Annotated in this window: 23 protein-coding genes and 1 other annotated feature; of the genes, 7 read left to right on the top strand and 16 right to left on the bottom strand. The window is 53.3% G+C overall.

Translation table 11 applies throughout. The features are described 5' to 3' along the window. Positions 1–29: 29 nt before the first annotated feature. The 16 genes from LHF31_RS11940 to LHF31_RS11865 form a co-directional block, all read right to left on the bottom strand. Positions 30–371, bottom strand: coding sequence for a hypothetical protein (locus LHF31_RS11940; RefSeq protein WP_298002697.1), 342 nt, complete (start codon positions 369–371; stop codon positions 30–32). Then, positions 368–1,426 (bottom strand): lysylphosphatidylglycerol synthase transmembrane domain-containing protein, encoded by a 1,059-nt coding sequence (locus tag LHF31_RS11935; protein ID WP_298002695.1) that lies wholly within the window; start codon positions 1,424–1,426, stop codon positions 368–370. The genes LHF31_RS11940 and LHF31_RS11935 overlap by 4 nt, the downstream gene beginning before the upstream one ends. Then, a complete protein-coding gene (locus LHF31_RS11930) occupies positions 1,375–2,523 on the bottom strand; it encodes a CDP-alcohol phosphatidyltransferase family protein (RefSeq protein WP_298002693.1) in 1,149 nt (382 codons plus the stop codon). The genes LHF31_RS11935 and LHF31_RS11930 overlap by 52 nt, the downstream gene beginning before the upstream one ends. 120 nt (positions 2,524–2,643) lie before the next feature. Further along, positions 2,644–5,799 (bottom strand): isoleucine--tRNA ligase, encoded by a 3,156-nt coding sequence (ileS, locus tag LHF31_RS11925; RefSeq protein ID WP_303774256.1) that lies wholly within the window; start codon positions 5,797–5,799, stop codon positions 2,644–2,646. A 37-nt stretch (positions 5,800–5,836) separates the two neighbouring features. Further along, positions 5,837–6,098, bottom strand: a binding site (T-box leader). A 43-nt stretch (positions 6,099–6,141) separates the two neighbouring features. Continuing rightward, on the bottom strand, positions 6,142–7,230 hold the full coding sequence (locus LHF31_RS11920; protein WP_298003766.1) for a diguanylate cyclase: 1,089 nt from the start codon (positions 7,228–7,230) through the stop codon (positions 6,142–6,144). 59 nt (positions 7,231–7,289) lie between these two features. Next, positions 7,290–8,594: a pyrimidine-nucleoside phosphorylase gene (locus LHF31_RS11915; protein WP_303774255.1), complete on the bottom strand. Its 1,305-nt coding sequence runs from the start codon at positions 8,592–8,594 to the stop codon at positions 7,290–7,292. 8 nt (positions 8,595–8,602) lie between these two features. Continuing rightward, complete coding sequence (locus LHF31_RS11910) at positions 8,603–9,862, bottom strand: glycosyltransferase (protein WP_298003771.1); 1,260 nt, start codon at positions 9,860–9,862, stop codon at positions 8,603–8,605. After that, positions 9,816–10,532, bottom strand: coding sequence for an RNA-binding cell elongation regulator Jag/EloR (jag, locus tag LHF31_RS11905; RefSeq protein ID WP_298003775.1), 717 nt, complete (start codon positions 10,530–10,532; stop codon positions 9,816–9,818). The genes LHF31_RS11910 and jag overlap by 47 nt, the downstream gene beginning before the upstream one ends. After that, complete coding sequence (locus LHF31_RS11900; protein ID WP_298003778.1) at positions 10,529–11,359, bottom strand: YidC/Oxa1 family membrane protein insertase; 831 nt, start codon at positions 11,357–11,359, stop codon at positions 10,529–10,531. The genes jag and LHF31_RS11900 overlap by 4 nt, the downstream gene beginning before the upstream one ends. A gap of 11 nt (positions 11,360–11,370) precedes the next feature. Further along, positions 11,371–12,423, bottom strand: a complete 1,053-nt coding sequence (locus tag LHF31_RS11895; protein WP_298003780.1) for a PQQ-binding-like beta-propeller repeat protein — start codon at positions 12,421–12,423, stop codon at positions 11,371–11,373. 49 nt (positions 12,424–12,472) lie between these two features. Then, positions 12,473–12,688: a membrane protein insertion efficiency factor YidD gene (yidD, locus tag LHF31_RS11890; protein ID WP_363324750.1), complete on the bottom strand. Its 216-nt coding sequence runs from the start codon at positions 12,686–12,688 to the stop codon at positions 12,473–12,475. Positions 12,689–12,757: 69 nt separating this feature from the next. Then, entirely contained in the window at positions 12,758–13,093 is a 336-nt protein-coding gene (rnpA, locus tag LHF31_RS11885; RefSeq protein ID WP_298003786.1) for a ribonuclease P protein component, read from the bottom strand. Between the two features lie 52 nt (positions 13,094–13,145). Then, positions 13,146–13,319: a 50S ribosomal protein L34 gene (gene rpmH, locus LHF31_RS11880; protein WP_013560687.1), complete on the bottom strand. Its 174-nt coding sequence runs from the start codon at positions 13,317–13,319 to the stop codon at positions 13,146–13,148. Positions 13,320–13,488: 169 nt separating this feature from the next. After that, complete coding sequence (locus LHF31_RS11875) at positions 13,489–14,208, bottom strand: TrkA family potassium uptake protein (protein ID WP_298003795.1); 720 nt, start codon at positions 14,206–14,208, stop codon at positions 13,489–13,491. Position 14,209: 1 nt separating this feature from the next. Then, complete coding sequence (locus LHF31_RS11870; RefSeq protein WP_298003798.1) at positions 14,210–14,869, bottom strand: TrkA family potassium uptake protein; 660 nt, start codon at positions 14,867–14,869, stop codon at positions 14,210–14,212. Positions 14,870–14,886: 17 nt separating this feature from the next. Continuing rightward, positions 14,887–16,830: an APC family permease gene (locus LHF31_RS11865; RefSeq protein ID WP_298003801.1), complete on the bottom strand. Its 1,944-nt coding sequence runs from the start codon at positions 16,828–16,830 to the stop codon at positions 14,887–14,889. A 235-nt stretch (positions 16,831–17,065) separates the two neighbouring features. Between LHF31_RS11865 and LHF31_RS11860 the strand changes: the two genes are divergently transcribed. From LHF31_RS11860 to LHF31_RS11830, 7 genes are all read left to right on the top strand, one after another. Then, positions 17,066–17,923: a DegV family protein gene (locus tag LHF31_RS11860; protein WP_298003804.1), complete on the top strand. Its 858-nt coding sequence runs from the start codon at positions 17,066–17,068 to the stop codon at positions 17,921–17,923. An 85-nt stretch (positions 17,924–18,008) separates the two neighbouring features. Next, the gene (locus LHF31_RS11855; RefSeq protein WP_303774254.1) at positions 18,009–19,325 is read left to right on the top strand and encodes a DUF1015 domain-containing protein; all 1,317 of its coding nucleotides are present in this window, start codon (positions 18,009–18,011) and stop codon (positions 19,323–19,325) included. Between the two features lie 75 nt (positions 19,326–19,400). Beyond that, positions 19,401–19,754, top strand: coding sequence for a hypothetical protein (locus LHF31_RS11850; RefSeq protein ID WP_298007774.1), 354 nt, complete (start codon positions 19,401–19,403; stop codon positions 19,752–19,754). After that, positions 19,699–20,628 (top strand): M23 family metallopeptidase, encoded by a 930-nt coding sequence (locus LHF31_RS11845; protein WP_298007776.1) that lies wholly within the window; start codon positions 19,699–19,701, stop codon positions 20,626–20,628. Before LHF31_RS11850 ends, LHF31_RS11845 begins: the two co-directional genes overlap by 56 nt. A 68-nt stretch (positions 20,629–20,696) precedes the next feature. Beyond that, a complete protein-coding gene (locus tag LHF31_RS11840; protein WP_303774253.1) occupies positions 20,697–22,628 on the top strand; it encodes a hypothetical protein in 1,932 nt (643 codons plus the stop codon). Then, positions 22,625–23,734, top strand: a complete 1,110-nt coding sequence (locus LHF31_RS11835) for a M23 family metallopeptidase (RefSeq protein ID WP_298006548.1) — start codon at positions 22,625–22,627, stop codon at positions 23,732–23,734. The genes LHF31_RS11840 and LHF31_RS11835 overlap by 4 nt, the downstream gene beginning before the upstream one ends. A gap of 59 nt (positions 23,735–23,793) precedes the next feature. Next, the gene (locus LHF31_RS11830; protein WP_298006545.1) at positions 23,794–24,474 is read left to right on the top strand and encodes an NBR1-Ig-like domain-containing protein; all 681 of its coding nucleotides are present in this window, start codon (positions 23,794–23,796) and stop codon (positions 24,472–24,474) included. Positions 24,475–24,534: the final 60 nt, after the last annotated feature.

Below are 24,534 nucleotides of genomic sequence, written 5' to 3'. Positions count from 1 at the left end.
GGCGTGTCAGTACGCCCCGTTTTAATTTTTTACCTGCGCTTTTCCTTTTGCAGGTCCAGCCACACCGTGATTATAATGACCAGTTCTGCCAGTTTGGCGCTGATACTGGCGGCATCCAGTTTGCCATTCAACACAGCCCAGAGGAGAATGGTCAGGGCGCTGTAACCAATCAGCCCCAGACTTACCCAGCGCCGCCTAGATTGAAACAGGGGGAGTGGTATCACCAGCAAACCAAACAACCCCAGAAACCCTATAGCATTCAAGATGAAGATCACAGCGTTATAGGCAAACCCCAGGTAAAAGTGGACTGCCGCCGTCACCAGAACAGCCACACCCATCAGGACACGAGAAACCATTTTTGGTTTTGTCATTTTGCCACCTCTCTTTTGAAATGAAACAAAGACCGTATACTCCCACTTCCAGAAATCAGCACGCCAATCAGCCCGAGGAGAACATCGCGTATGCGAATGGTCAGTCCCAAAGCCACCCCGATGACTGGCGATAAGCCCAAAGAAACTGCCGCGAAAACCATGGCAGACTCAAATATTCCCACAGCGGCAGGCACAGGCAGTAAAAAGGAGAAACGCGCCAGAATCAGAAAGCGCAGCATGTGAAGCAGGGAAAGCGGATCACTCAAACCACTGAGCAACCAGGCAAATTCCCCAATCGAAACCAGCCAGGATAAGACAGAGATCAGAAAGGCTTTAATCAGGGTCAATGTATGCTGCTGCGCAAAATCACCCAGATGAGACTCCATGAGAATCACCTGATGGCTTACAGCAATCCAGAATGGGTTTCCTGTGGAACGAATTTTTAGGAGAACCCGGGTCAACGGTGTCTCTCCCCTCATCAACAACAGGAAATGCGCCACAGGAACGATCAAAACCAACCCGGTGCTCAAACTCAACCAGCGGATTCCTCCTGCCCATTCCATATCCAGGAACAGAATCATCAACACGCCCGCGGCAAGAACGGCAAAATTGGTCAATCCATCTATCAGGCGGTCCAGGTAAACAGAAGTCATCACACTGGACAACGGCAGTTGCGCGTCCCGGGCAACCAGATACACCTGCACCGGCTCCCCGCCGATTTGAGGCCCGGGCGTGAAATAACTCCATCCAAATCCGGCAAGGCGGGCAAACACGCGCTTTTTCAGCGATACAGGCAATCCCAGCGCCTGCAGAATAACGCCCCAACGCCATGCCCAGAAAAGGATGACGAGCAGGTTCAGCCCTGCCCAGATCAGCCAGAAACGCACCGGTTGGCGCAACCAGAGCCCAGTCAATCCAGAAAGGGTGATATCCTCAAGACTTTCACTTAAGGCAAAAAACCCCACGCCCACCAGCATGAGGCTGATCAGAATCAAGCCCGCTTTCAGGAAGGTTCGCCAGCGCGGTGATAAATTAACCACTCTTCCGGTGTCCATACCGATAACCTGCCTGTACCCAGCATCAAAATCCCAAAACCACCCACCAGCGCCCCCCATGCTTCCCATTGATGAGGAATGACGGATATTGCCAGCCCCCCCATGATCATCCAACCGATACCAGCAACTCTGCCCAAAATGCCTGAAAAGACCATGAGCCATAATCCCACCACAATTGCCCGCCCCCACAATGGGAGAAAGTCAGGTGGGAGAGAAACCAGCAAAAAGCCTCCCGAAAGAATTGTGACCAGTCGAAAAATCGGGGGAAAAACGCGCGAGAGGAACGCCAGAACTCCCCAGCGGAAAAGCGGATCAGAGTGCTCATCCATTGCCATACTGACATACAACCAGTCCCGCAAGAACGCCGTCAGGAAGGGTATCATCCAGAGCCACGCGGCGACAGTAGTGGCTGGGGGAGAAAAGACAGGCAACAGTACCACGGCAATGAAGCCCATCTGGATTCCCGCCATGTAGCGACGGTACGGATTGAACGGGAGAGGCGCGAGGGGCAGGCGCTTTCGCTGGCGCCATCTCAGTCCAGCCACATACAGGAAACGGGCAAGCCCCACCAGAAGAAATGGAAACGGTACCTGTTCCAGACGCACCAGCAAAGTACAGGCAATCAGTACGCCAAGGCTGTCCCAGTGCATGTCCAGAGCCTCGCCCAGGCGACTCGAGCGGTGGGTGATTCGCGCCACCCAGCCATCCACAAAATCCAGAACAGCGACCAGAGCATACAGGATTCCCGGTATCCAACGGACAACTCCATCGAGCGATGGAAGGAAAAGGAACCCAAAGAGCCAGGCGAGTAAACCAGCCCGAAACAGGGTAATGCGATTTGCCCATCCCAGATCGGGAAAGAGCCTGTCCCCGTTCTGGGGAGTATTGAGATGCATGTGTTTGAGAAGATACCCAAAGGCGTATCCTGAAAACGCCAGCGTAGATATACTCCAGACAATTAACCCGTTCTCGGGCATGACAAGGCGAATGAACCAGACCCCCACGGTCCACAGAAGAAGATAGGACACCCCTACCCCCAGCAAGTCCATCCATTGAAATGGGGAAAAGGTAGAAGTAGAGCGCAACCGATTAATCATACAAAAATTGTAATGTTTTCTTGATAAAAAAGAAAGCCAAATGTTTATACCGGTAACTCCGCTCTTTAAAAATGAAACTGCCCGAAATCCCCGGGCAGTTTCGTCTGCGTACACTGCAAATTAGCGGCTCACCTTCCGCAAGCCAATCTTAACCGTTTCGCCATCAAAGGAATCCTCAGCGGTTGCCATGTCAGCCATGATAGTGCCAGCGGAGAGGGAGAGGGTAAGCGTTTCATTCATAATGTAATCACGGAACGCTTCCACCGCCTGCGCCAGCCCATCAGAAGCCTGATAGACCACTTCAATGCGGTCGGCAATATCCAGACCTGCGTTCTTGCGCAAATCCTGCACACGGCGCACAAATTCACGCGCCAGCCCTTCTCGAATCAACTCCGGGGTGAGGTCGGTAGTGAGCGCCGCCAGATAGGCGCCCTCTGAAGCCACCGCGTACCCGCTGCGCGCCTGCATCCGAACCTCCACTTCTTCAGGGAGAATCTCGTAGGTTTCACCGTTGACGGAAACGGTCAGCGACTGACCGGCAAGCAGGGCCTGCGCCGCCTGAGCGGCATCCAGCGCCAGCAAAGCCTGACGAATGGCAGGGAAGCGATTGCCGTACTTCTGCCCCAGTTGCTTGGGAAGCGGGTTGAGGCTGTAGGATACTGCTTCTCCGGCAGCGTTCAGCATACGCACCTGTTTGACGTTCAACTCATCTTCCAGCAAATCCGCATACCTGAGCGGAATGTCCTGCTCGTCAGCATTCCCCACTGCAAAAGCCACTTCTTGCAGGGGTTGCCGCACCTTACGGTTGGCTTTATTGCGGGCGGCATGTCCCAAGGATGCCAGTTTCATCACCAGCGTCATTTCACGGTTGAGCCCTTCATCAATACGAGCAGGGTCAAATGAGGGCCAGTCGCACATATGCACCGAAAGCGGCGCATTCTCGTCCACCGAGCGCACCAGATTCTGATACAGTTCCTCTGCAAGGAACGGCATGGTTGGAGCCAGCAGTTTGCTCAACGTTACCAGCGCTTCATACAGGGTGGCATAGGCGGCTTTCTTATCGGCATCAGAACCACTCTTCCAGAAACGGCGGCGGGAGCGGCGCAAATACCAGTTCGACAATTGATCCACAAAGGCTTCCACCGGTCGGGTAGCGCCAAGCACATCATAATGCTCCAGCGCCTCGGTGACATCGCGTACCAGCGCGTGAAGTGCCGAGAGCAACCAGCGATCCAGAGAATTGTACTCCACTGGAACACCGGCTTCCGGCTTCCATCCATCCAGATTGGCGTAGGTCACAAAAAAGGAATAGGTATTCCAAAGGGTCAGGGTGAAGTTGCTCACCACTTCGCCAACCAGTTCTGCTGAGAAGCGCCGTTCCTGACCGGGCGGAGTTGCCGTGTAGAGATACCAGCGCATGGCATCTGCGCCGTGCTGACGGATCACATCCCACGGATCAACAATGTTGCCGCGCGATTTGCTCATCTTCTGCCCGTTTTTATCCAGAATCAAGCCAAGGCAGATGACATTCTTATAGCATTCCGAGTCAAACAGCAGGGTGCTGATGGCATGCAAAGAGTAGAACCATCCGCGGGTTTGATCCACGGCTTCACAGATGAAATCGGCGGGGAACTGCTTTTTGAAAAGTTCCTGATTTTCAAAGGGATAATGCCACTGCGCCACCGGCATGGAACCGGAATCGAACCACACATCAATCAATTCCGGAACACGGGTCATCTTACCGCCGCACTCCGGGCACTTCAGAACGACCTCATCCACGTGTGGACGGTGCAGGTCCAGCCCGGAAAGGTCACGTCCCGCCATTTCGGAAAGTTCTTTCACCGAGCCAACCATGTGCTCATGATGACAGGATTCGCACTCCCAGACCGGCAGGGGGGTGCCCCAGTAGCGCTCGCGACCCAAAGCCCAGTCAATATTATTCTCCAGCCAGTTTCCAAAGCGTCCATTCTTGATGTGGGCTGGATACCAGTTAATACGTTCGTTCAATTCCACCAGACGGTCGCGGTACTGACTGGTGCGAATGTACCAGGTTGGGCGGGCATAGTACAGTAACGGTGTGGAACACCGCCAGCAGAAAGGATAAGTATGGGTGTAAGTGCCCGCTCGGAAGAGCAAACCACGGGCATCCAAATCACGGGTGATGTGCGGATCGGCGTCTTTGACGAACATGCCACTCCACGGTCTCACCTCAGCGATGAAGGTCCCATCTGAGGCAACGGTCTGGATGACAGGCAGGTCTTCTTCCAGCGCTACATTCATATCCTCAGCGCCAAATGCCGGAGCAATGTGAACCAGACCGGTACCGTCTTCAATGGTCACAAAATCTGCCAGCACAACGCGGTGCGCGGGTTTCTCCGGTGGGATAAAGGTGAACAGAGGCTTATAGCGTTTTCCCCGTAAGGCTGTACCCTTAAAACGCTCGACCACATGAACGTCTTCATCGCCAAAAACGGCTCTTAACAACGGCTCCGCAAGGATGAGATATTCCTTACCGCCCTCGGGTAATACCCGCTCTACTTTCACATAGTCTACCTCAGGATGAGCCGCAACCGCCACATTGGCAGGGAGCGTCCATGGGGTGGTCGTCCATACCAGCAGAGACGTGTCTGGCGCATCCACCAGCGGCATGCGCACAAATACCGAGGGGTCGGTAGCTTCGTCATACCCCAGGGCAACTTCATGATCTGAAAGGGGTGTGCCGCACCGCGGACAATACGGCACCACTTTATATCCACGGTAAATCAGCCCTTTGTCCCAGAAGTTCTTTAAAATCCACCAGACTGATTCGATATAGTCATTAGTATAGGTAATATAGGCTTTTTCGAGATCCACCCAAAAGGCAATGCGCTCGGTGAGCCGTTCCCAGTCCTGGATGTATGTGAAAGCCGATTCCCGGCACAGTTCGTTGAAGCGAGCAATGCCGAAATCTTCAATTTGCTGTTTATTGGTAAAGCCCAGTTTCTTCTCTACCTCAATCTCCACCGGCAAGCCGTGAGTATCCCAGCCGCCCCGCCGGATGACGTGGTATCCCCGCATGGTTTTATACCGCGGGAAAACGTCCTTGAACGCCCGCGCCAGCACATGATGAACACCGGGTTTGCCGTTGGCGGTTGGAGGACCCTCGAAGAAAACGTATTCGGGAGCGCCCTCCCGCAGTTGGGTAGATTGATGGAAGATGTCATGGCTCTTCCAGAAACGCAAAACACCTTCCTCCATCACAGGTACGTTGACTCTGGGTGAAACAGGTTTAAACATACACCTCCTCCAAAACTTAACAAAAAGCCCACCTCGCCACAGGGACGAGATGGGACTCGCGGTACCACCCTGTTTCCCGTCAGGTGACGGGCTCTCTTTTCGGGTACATCTTCAGAGAGAGATACCCGCGCTCCGGCTAACGGTGAGCGATTCCGGCGTCCCTACTGGTAAGACGGCTCTTACGTTCAGGTTGCGGCTCCGGAAGGATTTTCCGTTTTCCTCTCTGCCCCGGCTCACACCACTTCCGGGTTCGCTGTCAGAGGGCGGGAAAACGTACTCGTTTCCATCATCGCCTTTCGGGTCAAATTATATCAGCCTCGCGGGTACACGTCAATCAAAAACTTACGGTGCTTCCCACTCTACACGATTTCTACCATTGTTTTTCGCGCGGTACAAAGCCAGATCAGCCCTCTTCAGCAGAGTTGTCATGGTATCATCTTCCCGACTGAGCGAGACTCCGAAGGATGCGGTCACAGAGAAACCGGCTTCCAGTTTGAAATTCTCCAGAGTCTCTCGCAAGCGATAGGCTAACTGCAACGCTCCCTCTCCGTCTTCTTCTGAGGCAATGATTAAAAACTCTTCGCCACCCCATCGCCCGATGACATCGCCCGCGCGAATCTGATGATGCAGACAATCACTCACCTCCCGGAGTACGGCATCCCCTACTTCATGCCCGTAGGTATCGTTGATTTGTTTGAAGTGATCAATATCCACCAGTATCAGCGTGAAGCGTTTTTTGCGGTAAAGGCGTTCCTCCAGCGTTTGGGTGAGCCACCGACGGTTGGGTAGGAAAGTCAGGGAATCGGTATTCGCCATTTGTTGCATGGCATTTGCAGTCATCAATGTACGGTTGAATTCATCCCGGGTTCGTGCAAGAATGAACAAAAAGAAGGAAATTGCCACAACCCGTGCCTCCAGGCGAACGTATTCGACCATGGTTTCATCGAAGTAACCCCAGAATCGGACAAGCCCAACTCCTACCGTAAATGCCAGAACAGACAGGCTATAGATCAGCGCCCATCTTCTCTCCATGGCAATGTATCCCAGAATAAACAGCAGGGCAATCACCCAAAATACCGCCTCCACTTCATTCCAGGTTCTGGCATCCTTGCCCAGAAAGAACAACAGATAAACCAGTTTGCTCAGAAACAGCAGACTGACTGAAAAAAGCACAGCTTTCTCAATCCAGGACAAAGGAACGCGCCTGAAGAGCAGGGCTATACTCCACAGTACCCCCGCAAGGATAAGCGGAGGGTAAGTGAGCGCAATAAATGGGTTATCCAGACGATGCTGAAACCAGACCGCCAAAATGGAAGGAACGCCCGCCAGTGAACCTAAAAGATAAAAGAGCCTTCGACGGCGATCCCATCGCTCGTGAAGGCTCTGAAGATTTTCTGGTAAAGAATTTTCTGAGAAAGCGCGCGGAAGCATGAGAACTGAAATTTCTGTTCAATCAGACAACCCTGACGATACAGACCTGCCCCGCAAGGTCATTCGATCACTCCATAGAATAAGGGCAACGGTTCCACCGGTTTCTCGCTCCACTTAACCGCATCGAGCAAGCGCGCTTCAGCCATGCGGGCGTCTTCCTCTGTGCGGGCATGAACAGTGAATAACGGCTGTCCTTTCTCTACCTTCTGGCCCACCTTAACATGCACCATGATACCGACACCATGGTCAATCGGATCTTCCTTCTTTGCCCGTCCAGCGCCCAGAACCACCGCCGTTTCGCCGACCATACGGGCATGCACCTGTGCCAGATAACCCGACTGTGGAGCCAGAACCGGAACCACAACTGGCGCAGAGGGCAGTTTCTCAGGATGATCCACATAACTGACATCACCGCCCTGAGCGGAAACCAGTTGACGGAACTTCTCCCATGCCTTTCCTTCAGCAATGACCTGTTCTACCATCTGGCGGGCTTCTTCCAGTGAGGTGGCTTTACCACCCACTTTAAGCATGTGGCTGGCAACCACCAGACAGTGCTCCCGGAAATCTTCCGGACCGCCGCCATGCAGGGTTTCGATGGCTTCTTTCAGTTCCAGGGCGTTGCCAACCGCCTGTCCCAGTGGCTGGTTCATATCCGAAAGCAGCGCAACCACCTTGCGACCGCTCAATCGTCCAATGTCCACCATTAAACGAGAGAGTTCCCGGGCACTTTCCAGCGTCTCCATGAAGGCACCCAGCCCTACTTTGACATCCAGCACGATGGCATGAGCACCGCCAGCGATTTTCTTACTCATCACCGAAGAGGCAATCAGTGGAATAGAGGGCACCGTGCCAGTCACATCGCGGAGTGCGTACAGTTTCCCATCGGCAGGAGCCAGGTCTTTACTTTGACCGGTCAGCACCAGCCCGATTTCCTTCAACTGGTGAATGAACTCCTCGGTAGACAGATTGGTGCGATACCCGGGAATGGACTCCAGTTTATCCAGCGTTCCACCGGTGAATCCCAACCCTCGCCCGGACATCTTGCCTACCGGCAAACCGCAGGTTGCCACAGCGGGTTCCACTACCAGCGTGGTTTTATCTCCGACACCGCCGGTGGAATGTTTATCTACTACAAAATCCACCACCCCGCTCAGGTCCAACACCTCCCCGGAACGCGCCATTGCCAGAGTGAGATAGGTGGTCTCCTCAGCATTCATACCGTTCAGCATGACTGCCATGGCAAATGCCGCTGCCTGATAATCCGGGATGTCTCCACGGGTAAATCCTTCCACAAAGAAATCAATTTCTTCTTTGGTGAGCACCCCTTTATCCCGCTTCTTGATGATGATATCAACTGCTCGCATACGCTCCTCTAGATCCAACGAATTTTCGGACGAAGGACTTTGCGCCCTTTCCATTCAGCCTGTCCATGAAAAGTCAACCACATCGAGTGTCCGGCAACCGCCAGCGAGAGCAAAAAAGGTACCGGGTAGATCAATGCTAACCCAACCGGCAGACGCAGGCGATGATACGCCAGCATCCAGACCAGCAAAATGATACCCCAGTGCAACAGCGCCAGGTCCAACCGAAAATATGGTGAAACCCAGCCCAGTGCAAACCCGCCGATCACCACCAGCGGCTCCAGGAACAATACCGCCGACCAGAGCCAGATGAACAAATATACAGCCACATTATACCCAAAAGCCGCAAACATATTTTTGGAGAAACCCCGCCATGCCTCACGAAAACCGTGATACATCCGGCAGGTAATACGGTTGCGCCCATCGGCAATGATCCAGCGCAATCCCATGGCTACGGCACGTTTTCCCAGAGCAAGATCGTCCACCGCGTTATCGCGGATGGCTTGATGCCCGCCAGTTTCCAGGTATGCCTGCTTTTGGATCAGAATGAACTGTCCAATGGTAAATGTCAATACGGGATGGCGAATCCACCGGGAAAGAAACACCGGGATAAAAGAGAGAGCCGAAATCAGAAAATAGGGCACCAGAAGCCGTTCACCCGGCGTGACCATCTGTTCATGAGGCACTGCTGTAAGGAAATCAGCCCGTTCATATTCTGCCGCGGCAATCGCGTCACTCACTGTACGAGGATGGAAAACCGTATCTGCATCGGCAAACAACAGCCATTCTCCTTGAGCCAGTTGTGCCAGTTGATGACAAGCCCAGTGTTTCCCCAGCCAGCCATCCGGCAAATCGGCGCCCTGAACAACCCGGAGACGGGCATCTTGTGCCGCAACCTTTGCCAGAATGTGAGGTGTGGAATCGGTGGAATGGTCATCCAGCACCAGCACTTCAAAAGCAGGATAATCCTGACTCAGCAATCCGTTCAGACAGGCTTCTATGTTTCGCTCTTCATTACGTGCAGGGATGAGAATGGAGACAAACGGAACTTTCCTGGCAGGCGGATAGGTTTCCAGACGCCTCATCATCACTCCATTGAGCCAGGCAATAAGAAGCATCAGGAAGGCAAAAGCCAGCGTAGAAACCTGGTGGGTACTCAGAATCCATTCCAGCATAGAAACAAAAGCCGGACCGAAGTCCGGCTTTCCTCCTTCTTTGCAGACATCAATGGCGTTTGGGGGTAATTGTGACCTTGCGATGCGGATCCTCACCAATGCTTTCGGTAATTACCAGAGGGTGATCGCGCAATTCCAGATGAATCACCCGGCGCTCGTTGGGAGGCATGGGTTCCAGCACCTGTCGCCGCCCGGTATGCACCGCCTGATCTGCCATACGGCGCGCCAGCATTCGCAGTTGACGCTCGCGGCGCTGGCGATACCCCTGCACATCAATGATCATGGGTATCCAGCGATTCAGACGTCTGCCCACAATCAAACTGGCAATGTACTGCAGGGCATTGAGAGTCTCTGAGCGTCTGCCGATGAGGATGCTCAGGTCATCCCCTTCAATGTTCACCAGCACGGTTTCTTCTTCATCCTTTGAGGCTGACGGGCGGATACTGGCTTTGACGCGCGCTTTGATGCGCATGCGCTCCAGCAAATCGCTCACAACCTTTTCCGATACCCAGATGATTTCTTCATGGTTGGGTACATCTTCCTCAATAATCGAAGCCGGAGTGGTTGCAGTGGGCTGTTCTCCCTTGACAATTAAACGCACGCGAGCCTGTCGGCTTCCAATCCCGAACAAACCGCGGCTACCTGAGTCCAGGACTTCCACATCCACAGCATCCTCAGTCAGTTTCAACTGCTCCAGGCCTTTTTGAATGGCTTCTTCAACCGTGGGGGCAATCACTTCAAGCGTTGTGCGTTGTTCTTGGCTCATTTCTTTTTTCCACCCTTTCTGGAAGTTGCAACGGATTTCGCGGGGGAAACCGGTTTTTCACCGGAGGATTTACGAAACGGAAGAATGTTTTTCCAGTTCACCTTGCCCAGCATGGCATACTGCAAGATACCGATGAGATTGGACACGATGAAATAAAGGGATAGCCCGGAAGCAAGCGTTAAGCCCATGTAACCCATCAAGAAGGGCATATACAGGTTCATCATTCCGCTCATCATGGCTGTCTGATCATTTGGATTGGACGGGGGAGGGGTAATCAATTTACCCTGAACGTAGGTGGTTAATGCCACCACAATTGCCAGAACCGGAATGCCAAAAGGCAGGAACGGCAGATACAACCGCTCAGGCTGGCTCAGGTCCATCCATAAGAATTGATTGTTGATGGGCAAAATGGCATTGATATCCACAAAGGAATAAAGTATGCGCGTCAGGCTGAGCAAATCATGGGGGGTGTTGGGCATTGCCTTATAGAGACTCTGATAAAGCCCAATGATGATGGGGAACTGAATGAGCAGAGGCAAGCACGAGGCAAAGGGGTTGATTTTAAGTTCCTGAATCAACTTGGCTTGCTCTTCCTGTAATTTCTGGCGATCGTTCTTGTATTTTTCCTGGAGTTCTTTATAGCGCGGATGGTTCTGCAGTTCCATCATTTTTTGCGAACCTTTGATCTGCGAAACCATCAGCGGGTGAGTGAGCAAACGAATCAGCAAGGTAAACAAGATAATCGCCACACCAAAGTTCTGTCCCAGATACGAATAAATCAGCAACAGAACGTTGGTAAACGGCTGGATGATGAGTAAATCCCACATGTTTTATACTCCTACTTAGAAGCCGTAAGGCTCCAATCCTCTGTACCATCTGGACGGAAGGTCACAATGAGGTGTTCCATTTGCAAACCGGAAACAACCAGGCGACCATCGCTAATGACCGGTGTGCTTCCCAGTTGACCTTTGATGGTGCGTGTCCAGCCGCGGGTTCCGTCCCACTTCATCTGAAACACCTCGCCGCCCTCAGTGACCAGCACCGGTACGCCATCAAACAGGACAGGTCCACCGATAATGCCTGCCGACACGTCCAGAGAAGCCAGCACCTGACCATTTTCTGCGTTCAAAATGTAGGCTTTCTTCTGGTCTGTTCCAAAGACCACTTTGCCATCGGCAACCACAGGTGCCGCCCAGGCACTGCCGGTAATCGGTGTGCGCCAGACAATATTGCCATTCTGTTTATCAATGGCAAGGGCTTCTTTTTTCAGGGTCGTCATGTAGAGGCGTCCATTGCCATCGGAACCGGGTGCATGAATGAGCGGTCCCCCCAGGTCCACTTCCCATTCCTTTTGTCCATCCGCAAGGCGAATGGAGTACAGGTAATGATCCAGCCCAGCCAGATACACATGTTCCTCATCCGCAATGGCAGGAGCCCATAGAGCATTTCGCGATTGAAAACGCCACAGCATTTTCCCGCTCAAATCCAGCGCGTAAAGGTGGTGATCGGTTGAAGGAACAAGGATCACCTCACCTGCAACCACAGGACCAGCCACAAATTTGCCTTTTCCTTTGAAGGTATCAAAAGTCCAAAGCACCGCGCCGCTTTGAGCATCCAGTGCCTGCACGACATTGGCATAGGAGGCAACGATGATTTTATTGTCAACCACTGCGGGATTGCTAAAGATTAATGATGCGTTATCTATCTTTTCGGGGTACTTCCATTTCTCTGTGCCAGTTTTGGCGTCAACCACATGCACCTGGCCATATGCCAGGACAACTGTGTCTTCTGTTGCCGCCAGGCCAGGCCAGTTATTCAACGGTGTACCCGCACAGGCCGCCAGAAAAACCATGGCAAGCCCTAACCAGAGGAGGATTTTCAATTTCTTCATAAATATTCCGGAAATGTTCACAGGGTCACTTTCTATCCACAATACCACTTCAAGGCACCGGATCATACCCACCGGGGTTGAATGGGTTACATCGCAGTACCCGCCAAATTGCCATCAAACCGCCTTTGATGGCGCCATACTTATACACAGCCTGATAGCCGTAATGAGAACAGGAAGGATAAAACCGACAGGTATTGGAGGGCAAGCCCGGCGAGACGAACTTCTGATACCCTCGAATCAGAAGCAACAAAATCCATCGCGGGATATTCCAGACCGTTAAGGGCAAATCCCGCAATCGCGGTTCATTCGGATAATCTTCGTTCATACTTTCCATTTACGGCAACAACCCCGCGCGTTTCAATGATTCTTCCACTGCGGCTCGTGTCTTCCAAAAACCTGCTTCCAGAACAGGGCGGCGGGCAAAGACCACCAGATCCCACCCCGGCGGGAGCACCGGAAGAAATTCCTGCAAACTGGCACGCAACCAGCGTTTTGCGCGGTTTCGCTCGACCGCTGAACCAACGGAACGCCCCGCCACCACTCCGATTCGCACAACATTCTGTTGATTGGGTGCCACCACGAACAGGACTAGCGGGTGCGGAATTGTCTTGCCCGCTCGCCGCACCCGCTCAAAATCGCTCCTGTGCCTCAGGCGAAACCTGCGTTTCACCCATGCTCCTGAACCCCTGAAAACGGGGCAGTCTCCCCAATCAATGACGGAATTACCAGCGAATCCGTTTGGTGTGGTTATTCATCGAAACGGTCAGGCGATAGCGCCCTTTTAGACGGCGTCGCTTAAGCACCTGGCGACCATCAGCAGTAGCCATGCGAGCGCGGAAACCATGCACACGCAGGCGGCGGTGAATTTTGGGTTGATAGGTTCGCTTCGTAGACATTTACGATCCTTTCAATACGTAATTTTTGGTTTCCTCCGTGCGCTGATCGAAGCGAAACATCCCTTTGAGGATCCAACGTTTCGATCACGCGGGAGGAGGTTGTCCATTCCAGTGTTCAGCCTCCCGGCTGGCAAAGCGTAATTATACCGCAAGCCCTTCTACCGGTCAATTACCCGTGCGCAGTAGTTTTTTCTCCGTTGCGGGCTTTGCCATTTTGCTCGCTATTTTTCGCAGAGAAAAGCATCGCCAGGCTTTCAGCACCCTCCCGGTCGGTCACGGCAAGAACCTCATCACCTTCTTCCAGCGTGGTTACCCCACGGGGGATCATCACCTCGCCTTTGCGGATGATTGCCGCGATAACACAGTGATCGGGCAAATCCAGATCTTTAATGGCTGTGCCAATGGCGCGCGCTCCTGCGGGAATCTTTTCTTCCACCAGTGAGTAACGTCCACGGCGCAGTTTTAGCAGGGTAATCATATCGCCGAGGGACATTTCTTCCTGGATCAGACTGGCAAGCAGTTCCGCCTGATTGACGGCTACATCTACATGGTATTTCTCATCGAACAGCCAGGCATTGCGCGGATCGTTGACTCGAGCAATGGTGCGATTAATACCATACAGTTCCCGCGCAAGGTAACACAACGTCAGGTTGGCTTCATCCGATACGGTGGTTGCTGCAATAACATCCGCCCGTCTGATTCCTGCCAGTTCCAGCACGCTCAAATCCAGCGGATCGCCTTCGACAATGGCTTCGGTGGGCAATTCGCGATGAATGCGGCTGAGAACATCCTTTCGCCATTCGATAACTTTTACCTCATGATCCATGCCGATGAGCATGTTTGCCAGCGTTGCGCCGGTGCGTCCGCCACTGGTAATGATCACAAACATATTATTTTCCCTCCTTGCGGAGCAATTCCTGCCGAATGGCTTCCGCTCCCTCCAGCGTGGCGCTCAAATGCAGGACATCTCCGGCTTCTAAAAGCATATTCCAGTCAGGAAGGGTTGCCTTTCCCGCACGGGTAACCGCCACAGGAATGCACATAGAAGAGTCTATAACCTCTTTCAGGCGTTTTCCATGGCAATGCTCAGGAACAAGCACTTCATAAACTTCCACTTCCCCATTCCCTGCCGAAAAAACCGCCCGCACTTCGGCATGGTACATCATCTCTTCCACCCGCTGGGCTCCCCACGAGAGAGCAGAGACCATCTGTAAATGATAGGCTTCCAGAATCGGGCGGTAGCGGGGGTCGTAGTTCCGGACAACCACATTGGGTACGTGGAATTCCCTGACGGCTAAGTACCCCACCACGCCATTGACCACATCGGAATTGGTAAGCACCGCAACCGAGTCCATGTCCTCAATGCCACATCGCCGTAACACATCATAATTCAGCGCGTTGCCCTCATGAAAACGCCCCTGAAAATCTGCCGGAAGGATTTCAAAGGCTTTTTCATCCAGGTCCAGCAAAGACACTTCATGTCCGCGCTGGTAGAGCCGATAGGCTAACTCGGCGCCCAAACGACCACAACCAACAATCAAGGCTCTCATAAAGTCCTCTCGAATTTTCAATCAATCAAATAAGGCACGTTGGTAATGACGATGCCTTTGTAGGTAAGCAATTCTTCGCGTAATGCATCAGCCGTATTCATGTGGAGAAGATTCGCCCACCGGTTAGAGGAAATGAACTGCGGTACCACAATGGTGATGACTTCATTGGGCTGACGAGAAGCGTAAATCTCCTCAATATAATCCAGCAACGGCTTCATGAACACCCGGTAACTGGATTCAATGATCACCAGACGCACGCCATCACCGTACATTTCCCACTTTCGGCGGACTTTCTCGGCTTCTTCCGGCTCTAAAGCAATATGAACCGCGGTAATATCATCAGACAATGCCCGCGCATAGCGCAACGCCGCCAGCGTTCCGCGGTGCACCCCACCAATGGGCAAAATGACCCGATTGCGCACAATTCTTGGGGGGGTAGTGCCGTATCGATCCAGACTGAGTCTCTTTGCCACGCTCAAATAGTGATTATGAATCAGTGTGAACATCCCAAACAGGAATGCAATGACGAAGATTACCAGATAAGCCCCATCGGTGAATTTGGTGATGGCAAAAATCCACATCACTATAAAGGTGGCAGTTGCCCCAAAGCCATTGATGAGCATTTTGATTTTCCAGTTCGGGTCATAGCGCAACACCGAGCCACGCTCTTTAATCTCCTGACCGGGGGAAAGTTTGCCGATTTTATACCAGCGATGCGCCATGCCAGACTGGGAGAGCGTAAAGGAAAGAAACACCCCAATAGCATAGAGCGGAATCAATCGCGTTACGCTTGCCTGGAAAACTACTATCAACAGAGAAGCCACCAAAGCCAAAACAATTATACCGCGCGAAAAAACCAGACGACTTCCCCGCTGAGCCAGTTGACGGGGGAGTAACCCATCAACCGCAGTTAATGCGCTCAATCGAGGGAAATCTGCAAAGGCAGTATTGGCTGCCATGATCAAGATCACCGTGGTGGCAGAGATGGTCATTAAGTAGAGAAAACCTCTGTTTTCATAAATTGTTCGCGCCAGTTGAGAGATAACCGTCTCATACTCCGAAGGTATGGTCTGTACATGAGCCGCAAGGAATGAAATTCCTAACAGGAGGGATCCCAAAATAGTAGACATCCAGATAAGGGTAATCCCTGCGTTGCGGCTACGCGGCTCTTTAAAAGCAGGTATGCCATTCGAAATGGCTTCAACGCCGGTTAATGCCGTCGTACCGTTGGAAAATGCCCGCAAAATCAAAAAGAGGGTAATTGGCTGTGCTCCATGTAAAAGTTCCAGTTCTGGAGGATCCACGACCAGTCCCAGATTACCGGTAAAATAGCGAATCAACCCTGTGATCACCATAGTGAACATGGTAACCACAAAGAAATATGTAGGAATTGCAAAAACAATACCCGACTCACGGACCCCACGCAAATTGATGAGCATCATAAAGCCCACCATGCCCACTGCAATCCAGACACGGTAGGGAAACAGATGGGGATAAGCAGATACAATTTGCGCTACGCCCGAGGAAATGGAGACCGCCACAGTCAGAACGTAATCAGAAAGGAGAGCCGCAGCAGCAATTTTTGCAGCAACTTCACCGAGGTTATCTCGGGCTACGATATAGGCACCCCCGCCATTGGGATAGGCATGGATAGTTTGTTCATAAGAGAAAGTGACAATCGCCAAAAGTAAAACAATGGCCAGCGTAATTGGGAATACATACCCAAACGCAATCGTTCCCGCTGCCGCCAGAATAACCAGCATTTCCTGTGTTGCATAAGCCGTTGAGGAAAGTGCATCGGAAGCAAAGACGGCTAACCCAATCACTTTTCCGATGGTCTCTCGCGGCGCGTCGGCAGTTGCCAGCGGCTTGCCAATGAGAACATCCAAAAATCGACGCCGAGGCGGCTCATCCGCTACCCGGCGAAGAACAGTCGTACCGTGCTCATCATCAATGTTCATAAATTTACTCCCAGACTCCTTTTTAGGGTGAAGCCCGAGCGAAAAATTATAAGACCCACCCTCAGGCAGGTCAAGGATTCTCCCGCTTCTCCCATTCAATCTTAATGCAAAATTCAACGGGCTTCAATATCTTTTTCATCGCTGAAAAGCGGTTGTAAAGCCTTATACAACTACGCAACGAAACGGGAAATTCTGTGTTTAAATAATGCACAAATAAAACGCCTTGGGAGGAAGCATGTCAAAAGTAGCCATTGTAACCGATAGCACCGCCTATCTACCCCCTGAACTGGTCAAGGGACATCGCATTGAGGTTGTTCCTCTTCATCTCATCTGGGGAGAGAAGACGTATCTGGATGGGGTGGATATTACTCCAAATGAATTTTATGAACGTCTGGCTAACGCTAAAGAACTCCCTACCACCTCACAACCTTCTCCCGCCGCTTTCAAGGAGGTGTACGAGCGCTTACAGGGAGAAGGTTACGACATTCTCAGCATCCACATCAGTTCCAAACTGTCCGGGACGATGGACTCCGCTCTCCAGGCAAAAGCCATGTTACCGGACGCGCGCATCGAAATTGTAGACTCTCTCACCACATCCATGGGCATGGGCTTTGCCGTTCTGGAAGCGGCACGAGCGGCAACGCGCGGCGCCAGCCTGGAAGAATGTAAAGCCATTGCCTTGCGGGGGTTGGCAAATGTATCGGTGTTCTTCCTTGTCAGCACCCTTGAATTTCTCCATCGCGGAGGGCGCATTGGAGGTGCAGCGGCTTTCCTGGGCACAGCCCTGAACCTTAAACCCATCCTGCAACTGCGCGACGGGCGCATTGAAGCCATTGAAAAAGTGCGCACAATGTCCAAAGCCACAGACCGCCTGCTGGAGATTTTCGCCGAACAAGCCCGCGGGAAACGCCCCATCCGCCTTGCTATTCTGCATTCCCACGCTCAGGAAGAAGCAGAACGCCTCCTCGAGCGCGCCCGCCAGAAAGTCAGCGTGGATGATATCAGCGAAGCGGTTATTGTTCCCGTCTCACCTGTCATTGGTACCCATACCGGACCGGGTTGCGTTGGAATTGCTTTTATGAGCGGGCTTTAAGCCCTGCCAAATTGTGACATCTTTCCAGTGTCATCAGGAATTTTCGGGCTGGCAAATGCCGCCCGAAAATGCTTTAATAGGATACATGAGCACATACCCTGACCTCGGTATTCAAATCGGTGAAATTCTTTTGCCCCGTCCGGGCATTGATTTGAAAAAATGGGCGGTGATTGCCTGCGACCAGTACACCTCCGAACCGGAATACTGGGAACAGGTAGCCCGCCTGGTCGGCGACTCCCCCTCCACCTTCCACCTCATCCTCCCCGAAGTGTATCTGGGTACCCCGGAAGAACAGGCGCGCATCCAAAGCACACAACAAACCATGCGCCGCTACTTAAACGAGGGAATATTCGTCTCACATCACGGGTTGATTCTGGTGGAACGCCAATCCAGCGGTCGTATGCGTCACGGATTGATGATGGCGCTGGATCTGGAGCATTACGACTACTCCGCCGGATCTCAAACGCTGATTCGGGCTACGGAAGGCACGATACTGGATCGTCTTCCCCCGCGTATGCGCATCCGTGAAGGCGCACCGCTGGAACTACCCCACATTCTGGTGCTGATTGACGACCCACAGCAGACGGTCATCGAACCGCTGGTTGAAGCGCGCAAAAAATTCTCCCGTTTGTACGATACCGACCTGATGTTCGACAGCGGCCATTTGACTGCGTGGGCAGTACCGGATGGACCCTGTGAGGAACAGGTCATCTCGGCTTTGCGGGCACTGGCAAACCCTGAAACCTTCCGTTCCCGCTACGGGGTAGGAGAAGACAAGGGAGTCCTGCTCTTCGCCATGGGGGATGGCAACCACTCTCTGGCAACTGCCAAAGCCATCTGGGAGAAGATCAAAGGGCAGGTAGGGATGAATCACCCGGCACGCTATGCCCTGGTGGAAATCGAAAACGTCCACGACCATGGACTGGAGTTTGAACCCATTCACCGCGTGCTGTTCCAGTGCAAAGAATCGCCCGCAGAAGCGCTGAAACAATTCTTTGGGGATACCGTGCAAATTTCCCCCATTGAGCATGCCGCAGCCATGATTGAGCAGGTGAAACATCCCTCCAGCCCTTTGCAAACCATTGGAATGGTCACGGCTGAGGGATATGCTCTGGTGACTTTCACCCGCCCGACCTCCAATCTGCCCGTTGGCACGCTTCAGGGATTCCTGGATGCATGGCTTAAATCTGGCAGCGCCGCAAAGATTGACTACGTTCACGGAGATGATGTGGTAGTGCGGTTAGGCTCCCAGCTGGGCAATGTCGGTTTCTATCTGCCTGCCATATCAAAACATGACCTGTTCAAGACGGTGATTCTGGATGGCGTGCTCCCCCGCAAGACCTTCTCCATGGGTGAAGCCCGCGACAAGCGCTTCTACATGGAAGCCCGTCGAATCGCCTGAACCTTCCATTAAACCTCACCGAAAGCAAACTCCGCCGGGTATAATCAAGGCGGAGTTTGTTGATTCGAGGAAAAAATGCCCCGTTACAATTACCTGAACCCACCTGAAGACGCCCGAGCACCCCAGGAAGTGCGCATAGTGGATTTGAAAGTAGCGCCTGCCCCCGACAACCAACGCATCCGGGTGATGGTGGAAATCACCCCATTCCGGGAACGTCCGGACTTAACCGCCACCCTGTACCAGCAGGATGAAGAAGTCACCACTGCGCACATCATCGAAACCATTGATACCCACATGGCGTTTACCCTGCACATCCGCAATCCTTCGGATGACCCGAATTATGTGCTGGCGATGAGCGTGTCCTATCAGGAATATGGAGAAGTGGATCAACGCCAGGTTGCCTTCAGCCTCCCTGCCGTACAGGATTGAAAGGCCACACCTGTGGCTTTGTCTCACGGCACTGGCTTTGATTCTGGAGGGATGCGTCTCTACTTCTAAGCCAGAGGCAACGTCCACACTTTCCTCTCTGCCGGTTTCTTCCTTCACAGCCACCGTAGAACTTACCCCCACACCGGAAAGCGCCTTCTCTTTTCCCATTACACCTGCGGCAGAAGATCCATCTCACGCACCAGAGACAGAGGAAAGCCATCTCTTCTGTTCCCCTCTGGAAGGAATTGCATTAGATGCTTTACAAGACCCGGATCTGCTGAAAACGCCCTTTGAGGCGCCCCCAGCCGGGGATGATGGCGGTCACTTTGGGGTGGACTTCGCCTACTGGAACTCGCCTGAGGGAAAACCCATGCTGGGCTTGCCTGTCCATGCCATTTTGGAAGGCAAAGTGGCTGGGATCATTTCCAACCGAAAGCCCTATGGCAACACCATCATCCTGGAAACACCCCTTAAGGACCTGCCGGCGGAGATCCGGGAACTCCTGCCAGTTTCGTCTTTCCAAAACCAGCCCACCCCCATTCCTGCACGCACTCTCTTCTGTCCACAAATCTCATTTCAGGGCGATTTCTCCTCTCTGTCGCTCTACCATCTCTATGCGCACCTGAACACTCCGCCTGCCCGGCGAACAGGGGAATCGGTTATGTGCGGAGACAAAATCGGCGAAGTGGGAAGCACCGGCAACTCGGTCAACGCCCATCTGCACCTGGAAACCCGCATTGGGCCTGCGGGAGTCACATTCCCGGGCATGGCACATTACGACAACTCGGCAACGGTGGAGGAAATGGGCTGGTACTGTCTGTGGCGCATCTCCGGGTTGTTTCGGGCATTTGATCCGATGATATTGTTCCCCTGAACCTTTCGGTGACTTTGCAAGTTCTCCTGCCACCCCCTGTTTCATGCTAAAATGTTCCCAGGTCACCCATGAAATCCAACTCGCGTTTAACTCTGGCTCTGGTATTTGGAATTGTGGTATTCCTGATTGGACTGAACATTGCCGCGCTGTCGTGGCTGGGTTGGCCCAATGTGCTGGAGCGCATTCAAAACGCCCCAACGATGCCTGGCATCTCACCCACATTTTTCCTGCCCACCTTCGACATTTCATCCCAACCCACCGGCACCCAACCCGCTCAACCTGAAGTCACCCTTACCCCCACCATCACCCCCATTCCTCTTTCCCTTTTGAATCCAGACCGCCAGCGTACCCTGCAGGAGGAAGGGGTGTTGTTGTTCTTCATGCGCGATGGAGAACGCATTCATCTGTTTGCGTATCATCCAGAGTATCTTCCCCCAACGCGCATCACTCACACGCAATGGGACGAGATGCACCCGGCATTGAGTCCCGATGGAAACCGCCTGGCATTTACCTCCCATCAAAACGGCTTTTGGGATCTCTTCATTCTTGATTTGACCAGCGGAGACCTTCAGCCAATCACCCAATCGCCAGAGTACGAAGGCGCCCCGTCCTGGTCACCAGATGGACAGTGGCTGGCGTACGAAGCCTACCGCGAGGACCAGTTGGATATTTATCTTCAGTCATTGAACGATCTCTCCCAGCCTCCCATTCAACTGACCGATGACCCTGCCGCAGACTGCGATCCGGCATGGTCTCCGGGGGGACGAACCATCGCCTTTGTCTCCACACGCACGGGGGATGCGGAAATCTGGCTTGCCAATTTAGACAAACCTGAGGAACGGTTTATCAACATCAGCCGCAATCCACGATCCAGCGATTTAAACCCCGTATGGTCAAAAGATGGACGCTTTCTGGCTTACGCTGCCAGGCAGGATAGCGAGCATCGCATCCTGACCTGGGATTCCCAGAATCCTCAGGACCCTGCGTTTACGGCAGGGTTTGGCGATGACGTTGCCTGGTCTCCCGATGGACAATGGTTGTTCACCGCTCTGGAACAGCCCAATCAGCATACCCTGCTGGTCTCTCTGCGGGGCTCGCTGCAACGCCTGATTCCACCAGAAGAAATTCCGGGAAAGGTCTTCGGGCTTGTGTGGAAGTCCGGTCCATTAACGGGCTGGCTTTGGGAAGCCATTCAACAGGGGGATATTGCCCCTGTCGCCCCCCTCACTCAGCCTGCAGTCTCTCTCGTCGAACCGGCAGGACGGAAAACCATGGTGGACCTGGCGGACATCAGCGCCCCGGTGGCAAAAATCCATGATGCAGTGGATGAAGCCTATCAAGGTCTACGTCTGCGTGCGGCGCGGGAATCGGGCTGGGATGTGCTTGCCAGCCTTGAAAACGCCTACGTACCGCTGACAACGCCCTATGAACCTTCCATGTATGAAAACTGGCTATATACGGGAAGAGCCTTTGCGCTGAACCCACTGATCATGAACGCCGGATGGATGGCGGTGGTTCGGGAAGACTTTGAAGGGCAAACCTACTGGCGTTTGTACCTCAAGACACGCCTACAGGACGGCTCGATGGGTATTCCCCTGCGAGAGCCTGTCTGGGATCTGCAAGCCCGCTACACGGGCGACCCGGCTGCTTACGAGGCGGGAGGCAGGCTTTCTTCACCGCCTTCAGGTTACTGGGTGGATTTAACCGAACTGGCGCAATCCTACCGGTGGGAGCGCCTGCCCGCCCAACCCAACTGGCGTTCGTTCTACCCGGGTATTCGCTTCAATCAATTCGTCATCCGTGATGGCCTGGACTGGTGGAGCGCGATGAAGGAGATTTATCCGCCGGAAGCGCTGGCAACACCCACCTCCATGCCAACCTATACGAATACGCCAACCTTCACACTTCCACCCACAGCAACCCCGCGTCCCACCCGAACGCCCACCTTCACGCGGACACCAACCCGTACCCTTACCCCCTCGGCAACTCCAAAACCATGAGCCTGTCTGACCGCCGATTCTCTGCTTTCCTGTTTCTTCTGGCACTCGCATTGTTGAGTGCCTGCACGGGTACATATAACCCCAATCTGGAAGTCCCTGCTGCTGAACCTGCCCATGCCGGACAGGAGACACAATTCACTGATTCTGGTGAACAACCGGGTGAAAACCTGTCCATCAATCCCTCTCAAACGCAGGAAGCGAGCGATCCGGTGCGGTTTACCTTTCCCACGCCCCCACCTCCGCCGCGCTCCGCTTGGCGCCCGCCCCTTTATGAGGTTCCCTGGGCTCCGGGCCCATACGATCATTTTTACTTCACCCGCCCCATTGCCGCCGATGAAGTCAACTGGCCCGTGGCCGACTATCGCTATGGAGGCATTTTCTTCAGTTCGGAAATCGTCCACACCGGCGTGGATATCCCCGCGCCGCGTTTTACACCGGTTCTGGCGGCAGGCAGTGGGCGAGTAGTCTGGGCGGGGTACGGGCTGTACTACGGACAGAACAACCCCAACGACCCCTACGGGCTGGCAGTCACTATCCGCCATGATTTTGGCTGGCAGGGACAACGGCTTTACACCGTGTACGCTCACATGGAACGGTTAAATGTGGTCAATGGGCAAATTGTCCAGCAAGGAGATGTACTGGGCTGGGTGGGTGTGACCGGTTTGACAACCGGCCCTCATCTGCACTTCGAAGTGCGCACCGACCGCAACAGTTACTTTACCACCCTCAATCCTGAACTCTGGCTTTCGCCCCCTATCGGATGGGGAGTGCTGGTAGGGCAACTCCGCAACACCAACGGTTCCCTGCTTACCGAACAGGATGTCATTGTACGCAGTTGGAAAACGAATCAGAAATGGACGGTGAGGTCTTACGGAAAATCGGCAGTCAACAGCGACCCGTATTACCGGGAAAACCTGGTTTTGAGTGACCTTCCCGCCGGGGATTATGAGGTCATCATCGAATATCTGGGAGAACGCTTCACCCGCAATATGACCATTCTGCCCGGACGGGTAACTTACTTTACCTTCCGGGGAGAAGATGGCTTTCAGGACGATAGTCTCCCTGTCCCGGACGTAGATGACTTGCTGGAACCGTTCAACCCTTGACAATTCCCCTCACCGGTAAGACAATTCAGCCCTGTGAATTTTAAATGGAGGACGTACGTATGTTGAAAAAGCAAATCATCGCGGGCTTTGCAGTGCTGCTGCTGGCGACCCTGGGGCTGGTTGCCTGTCAGCAAGCCACCCCTGCCGCCCCGACTCTGGATGCCAATGCAGTTTATACCCAGGCAGCGCAAACGGTCGCGGCGGGAATTGCCCAAACACAGGCTGCCCAACCTTCCCCTACCCCCTTACCACCAACTTTTACCCCCACCCCTACAATGATTCCACCCACACCGACACCTGAAATCACCGGAACGCCCGGGGCAGGGACACCTCAGCCCTCTCCTACCGGTCCGGCGGGTTTAACACCCCTTCCCACAAACACAGTAGCCGCACCACCTGCTCAAACCAGCGGTGACAAAGCCGAATGGGTATCGCAATCGCCCGCCGACGGGACGCAAATCAAAAAAGGCGAGAAATTCCTCGTCAAGTACGTGCTGAAGAACGTGGGAACCACCACCTGGACTACCAAGTACACCTTCCGGTATTACGCCGGGGACAAAATGGGCAGTCCTAATGACCTCAACCTGACCAAAGAGGTTAAACCCAAAGATACAGTGGAAATCGTCTTTGAACTGACCGCCCCCGACAAGACCGGGAAAACCAACACCATCTGGGTGCTGACCAATGATCAGGGAGTGAACTTCTACTCGGTCTTCCTGTCCATTGAAGTGATCGAGTAAGAATTTCCAGACAGCCATAGAAAAGCGTTCTCCAACCGGAGGACGCTTTTTTGTTATACT

This window comes from Anaerolinea thermophila (assembly GCF_020723905.1).
GTDB classification, from domain to species: Bacteria; Chloroflexota; Anaerolineae; order Anaerolineales; family Anaerolineaceae; genus Anaerolinea; species Anaerolinea thermophila_A.
This window is presented reverse-complemented; position numbering and strand designations above follow the sequence as displayed.

Excerpts from the sequence above, each read along its gene's own strand:
- LHF31_RS11940 (WP_298002697.1), bottom strand. The coding sequence starts at position 371 with ATGACAAAACCAAAAATGGTTTCTCGTGTCCTGATGGGTGTGGCTGTT.
- LHF31_RS11935 (WP_298002695.1), bottom strand. The coding sequence starts at position 1,426 with ATGGACACCGGAAGAGTGGTTAATTTATCACCGCGCTGGCGAACCTTC.
- LHF31_RS11930 (WP_298002693.1), bottom strand. The coding sequence starts at position 2,523 with ATGATTAATCGGTTGCGCTCTACTTCTACCTTTTCCCCATTTCAATGG.
- ileS (WP_303774256.1), bottom strand. The coding sequence starts at position 5,799 with ATGTTTAAACCTGTTTCACCCAGAGTCAACGTACCTGTGATGGAGGAA.
- LHF31_RS11920 (WP_298003766.1), bottom strand. The coding sequence starts at position 7,230 with ATGCTTCCGCGCGCTTTCTCAGAAAATTCTTTACCAGAAAATCTTCAG.
- LHF31_RS11915 (WP_303774255.1), bottom strand. The coding sequence starts at position 8,594 with ATGCGAGCAGTTGATATCATCATCAAGAAGCGGGATAAAGGGGTGCTC.
- jag (WP_298003775.1), bottom strand. The coding sequence starts at position 10,532 with ATGAGCCAAGAACAACGCACAACGCTTGAAGTGATTGCCCCCACGGTT.
- LHF31_RS11900 (WP_298003778.1), bottom strand. The coding sequence starts at position 11,359 with ATGTGGGATTTACTCATCATCCAGCCGTTTACCAACGTTCTGTTGCTG.
- LHF31_RS11895 (WP_298003780.1), bottom strand. The coding sequence starts at position 12,423 with ATGAAGAAATTGAAAATCCTCCTCTGGTTAGGGCTTGCCATGGTTTTT.
- rpmH (WP_013560687.1), bottom strand. The coding sequence starts at position 13,319 with ATGTCTACGAAGCGAACCTATCAACCCAAAATTCACCGCCGCCTGCGT.
- LHF31_RS11875 (WP_298003795.1), bottom strand. The coding sequence starts at position 14,208 with ATGTTTGTGATCATTACCAGTGGCGGACGCACCGGCGCAACGCTGGCA.
- LHF31_RS11870 (WP_298003798.1), bottom strand. The coding sequence starts at position 14,869 with ATGAGAGCCTTGATTGTTGGTTGTGGTCGTTTGGGCGCCGAGTTAGCC.
- LHF31_RS11865 (WP_298003801.1), bottom strand. The coding sequence starts at position 16,830 with ATGAACATTGATGATGAGCACGGTACGACTGTTCTTCGCCGGGTAGCG.
- LHF31_RS11860 (WP_298003804.1), top strand. The coding sequence starts at position 17,066 with ATGTCAAAAGTAGCCATTGTAACCGATAGCACCGCCTATCTACCCCCT.
- LHF31_RS11855 (WP_303774254.1), top strand. The coding sequence starts at position 18,009 with ATGAGCACATACCCTGACCTCGGTATTCAAATCGGTGAAATTCTTTTG.
- LHF31_RS11850 (WP_298007774.1), top strand. The coding sequence starts at position 19,401 with ATGCCCCGTTACAATTACCTGAACCCACCTGAAGACGCCCGAGCACCC.
- LHF31_RS11845 (WP_298007776.1), top strand. The coding sequence starts at position 19,699 with ATGGAGAAGTGGATCAACGCCAGGTTGCCTTCAGCCTCCCTGCCGTAC.
- LHF31_RS11840 (WP_303774253.1), top strand. The coding sequence starts at position 20,697 with ATGAAATCCAACTCGCGTTTAACTCTGGCTCTGGTATTTGGAATTGTG.
- LHF31_RS11835 (WP_298006548.1), top strand. The coding sequence starts at position 22,625 with ATGAGCCTGTCTGACCGCCGATTCTCTGCTTTCCTGTTTCTTCTGGCA.
- LHF31_RS11830 (WP_298006545.1), top strand. The coding sequence starts at position 23,794 with ATGTTGAAAAAGCAAATCATCGCGGGCTTTGCAGTGCTGCTGCTGGCG.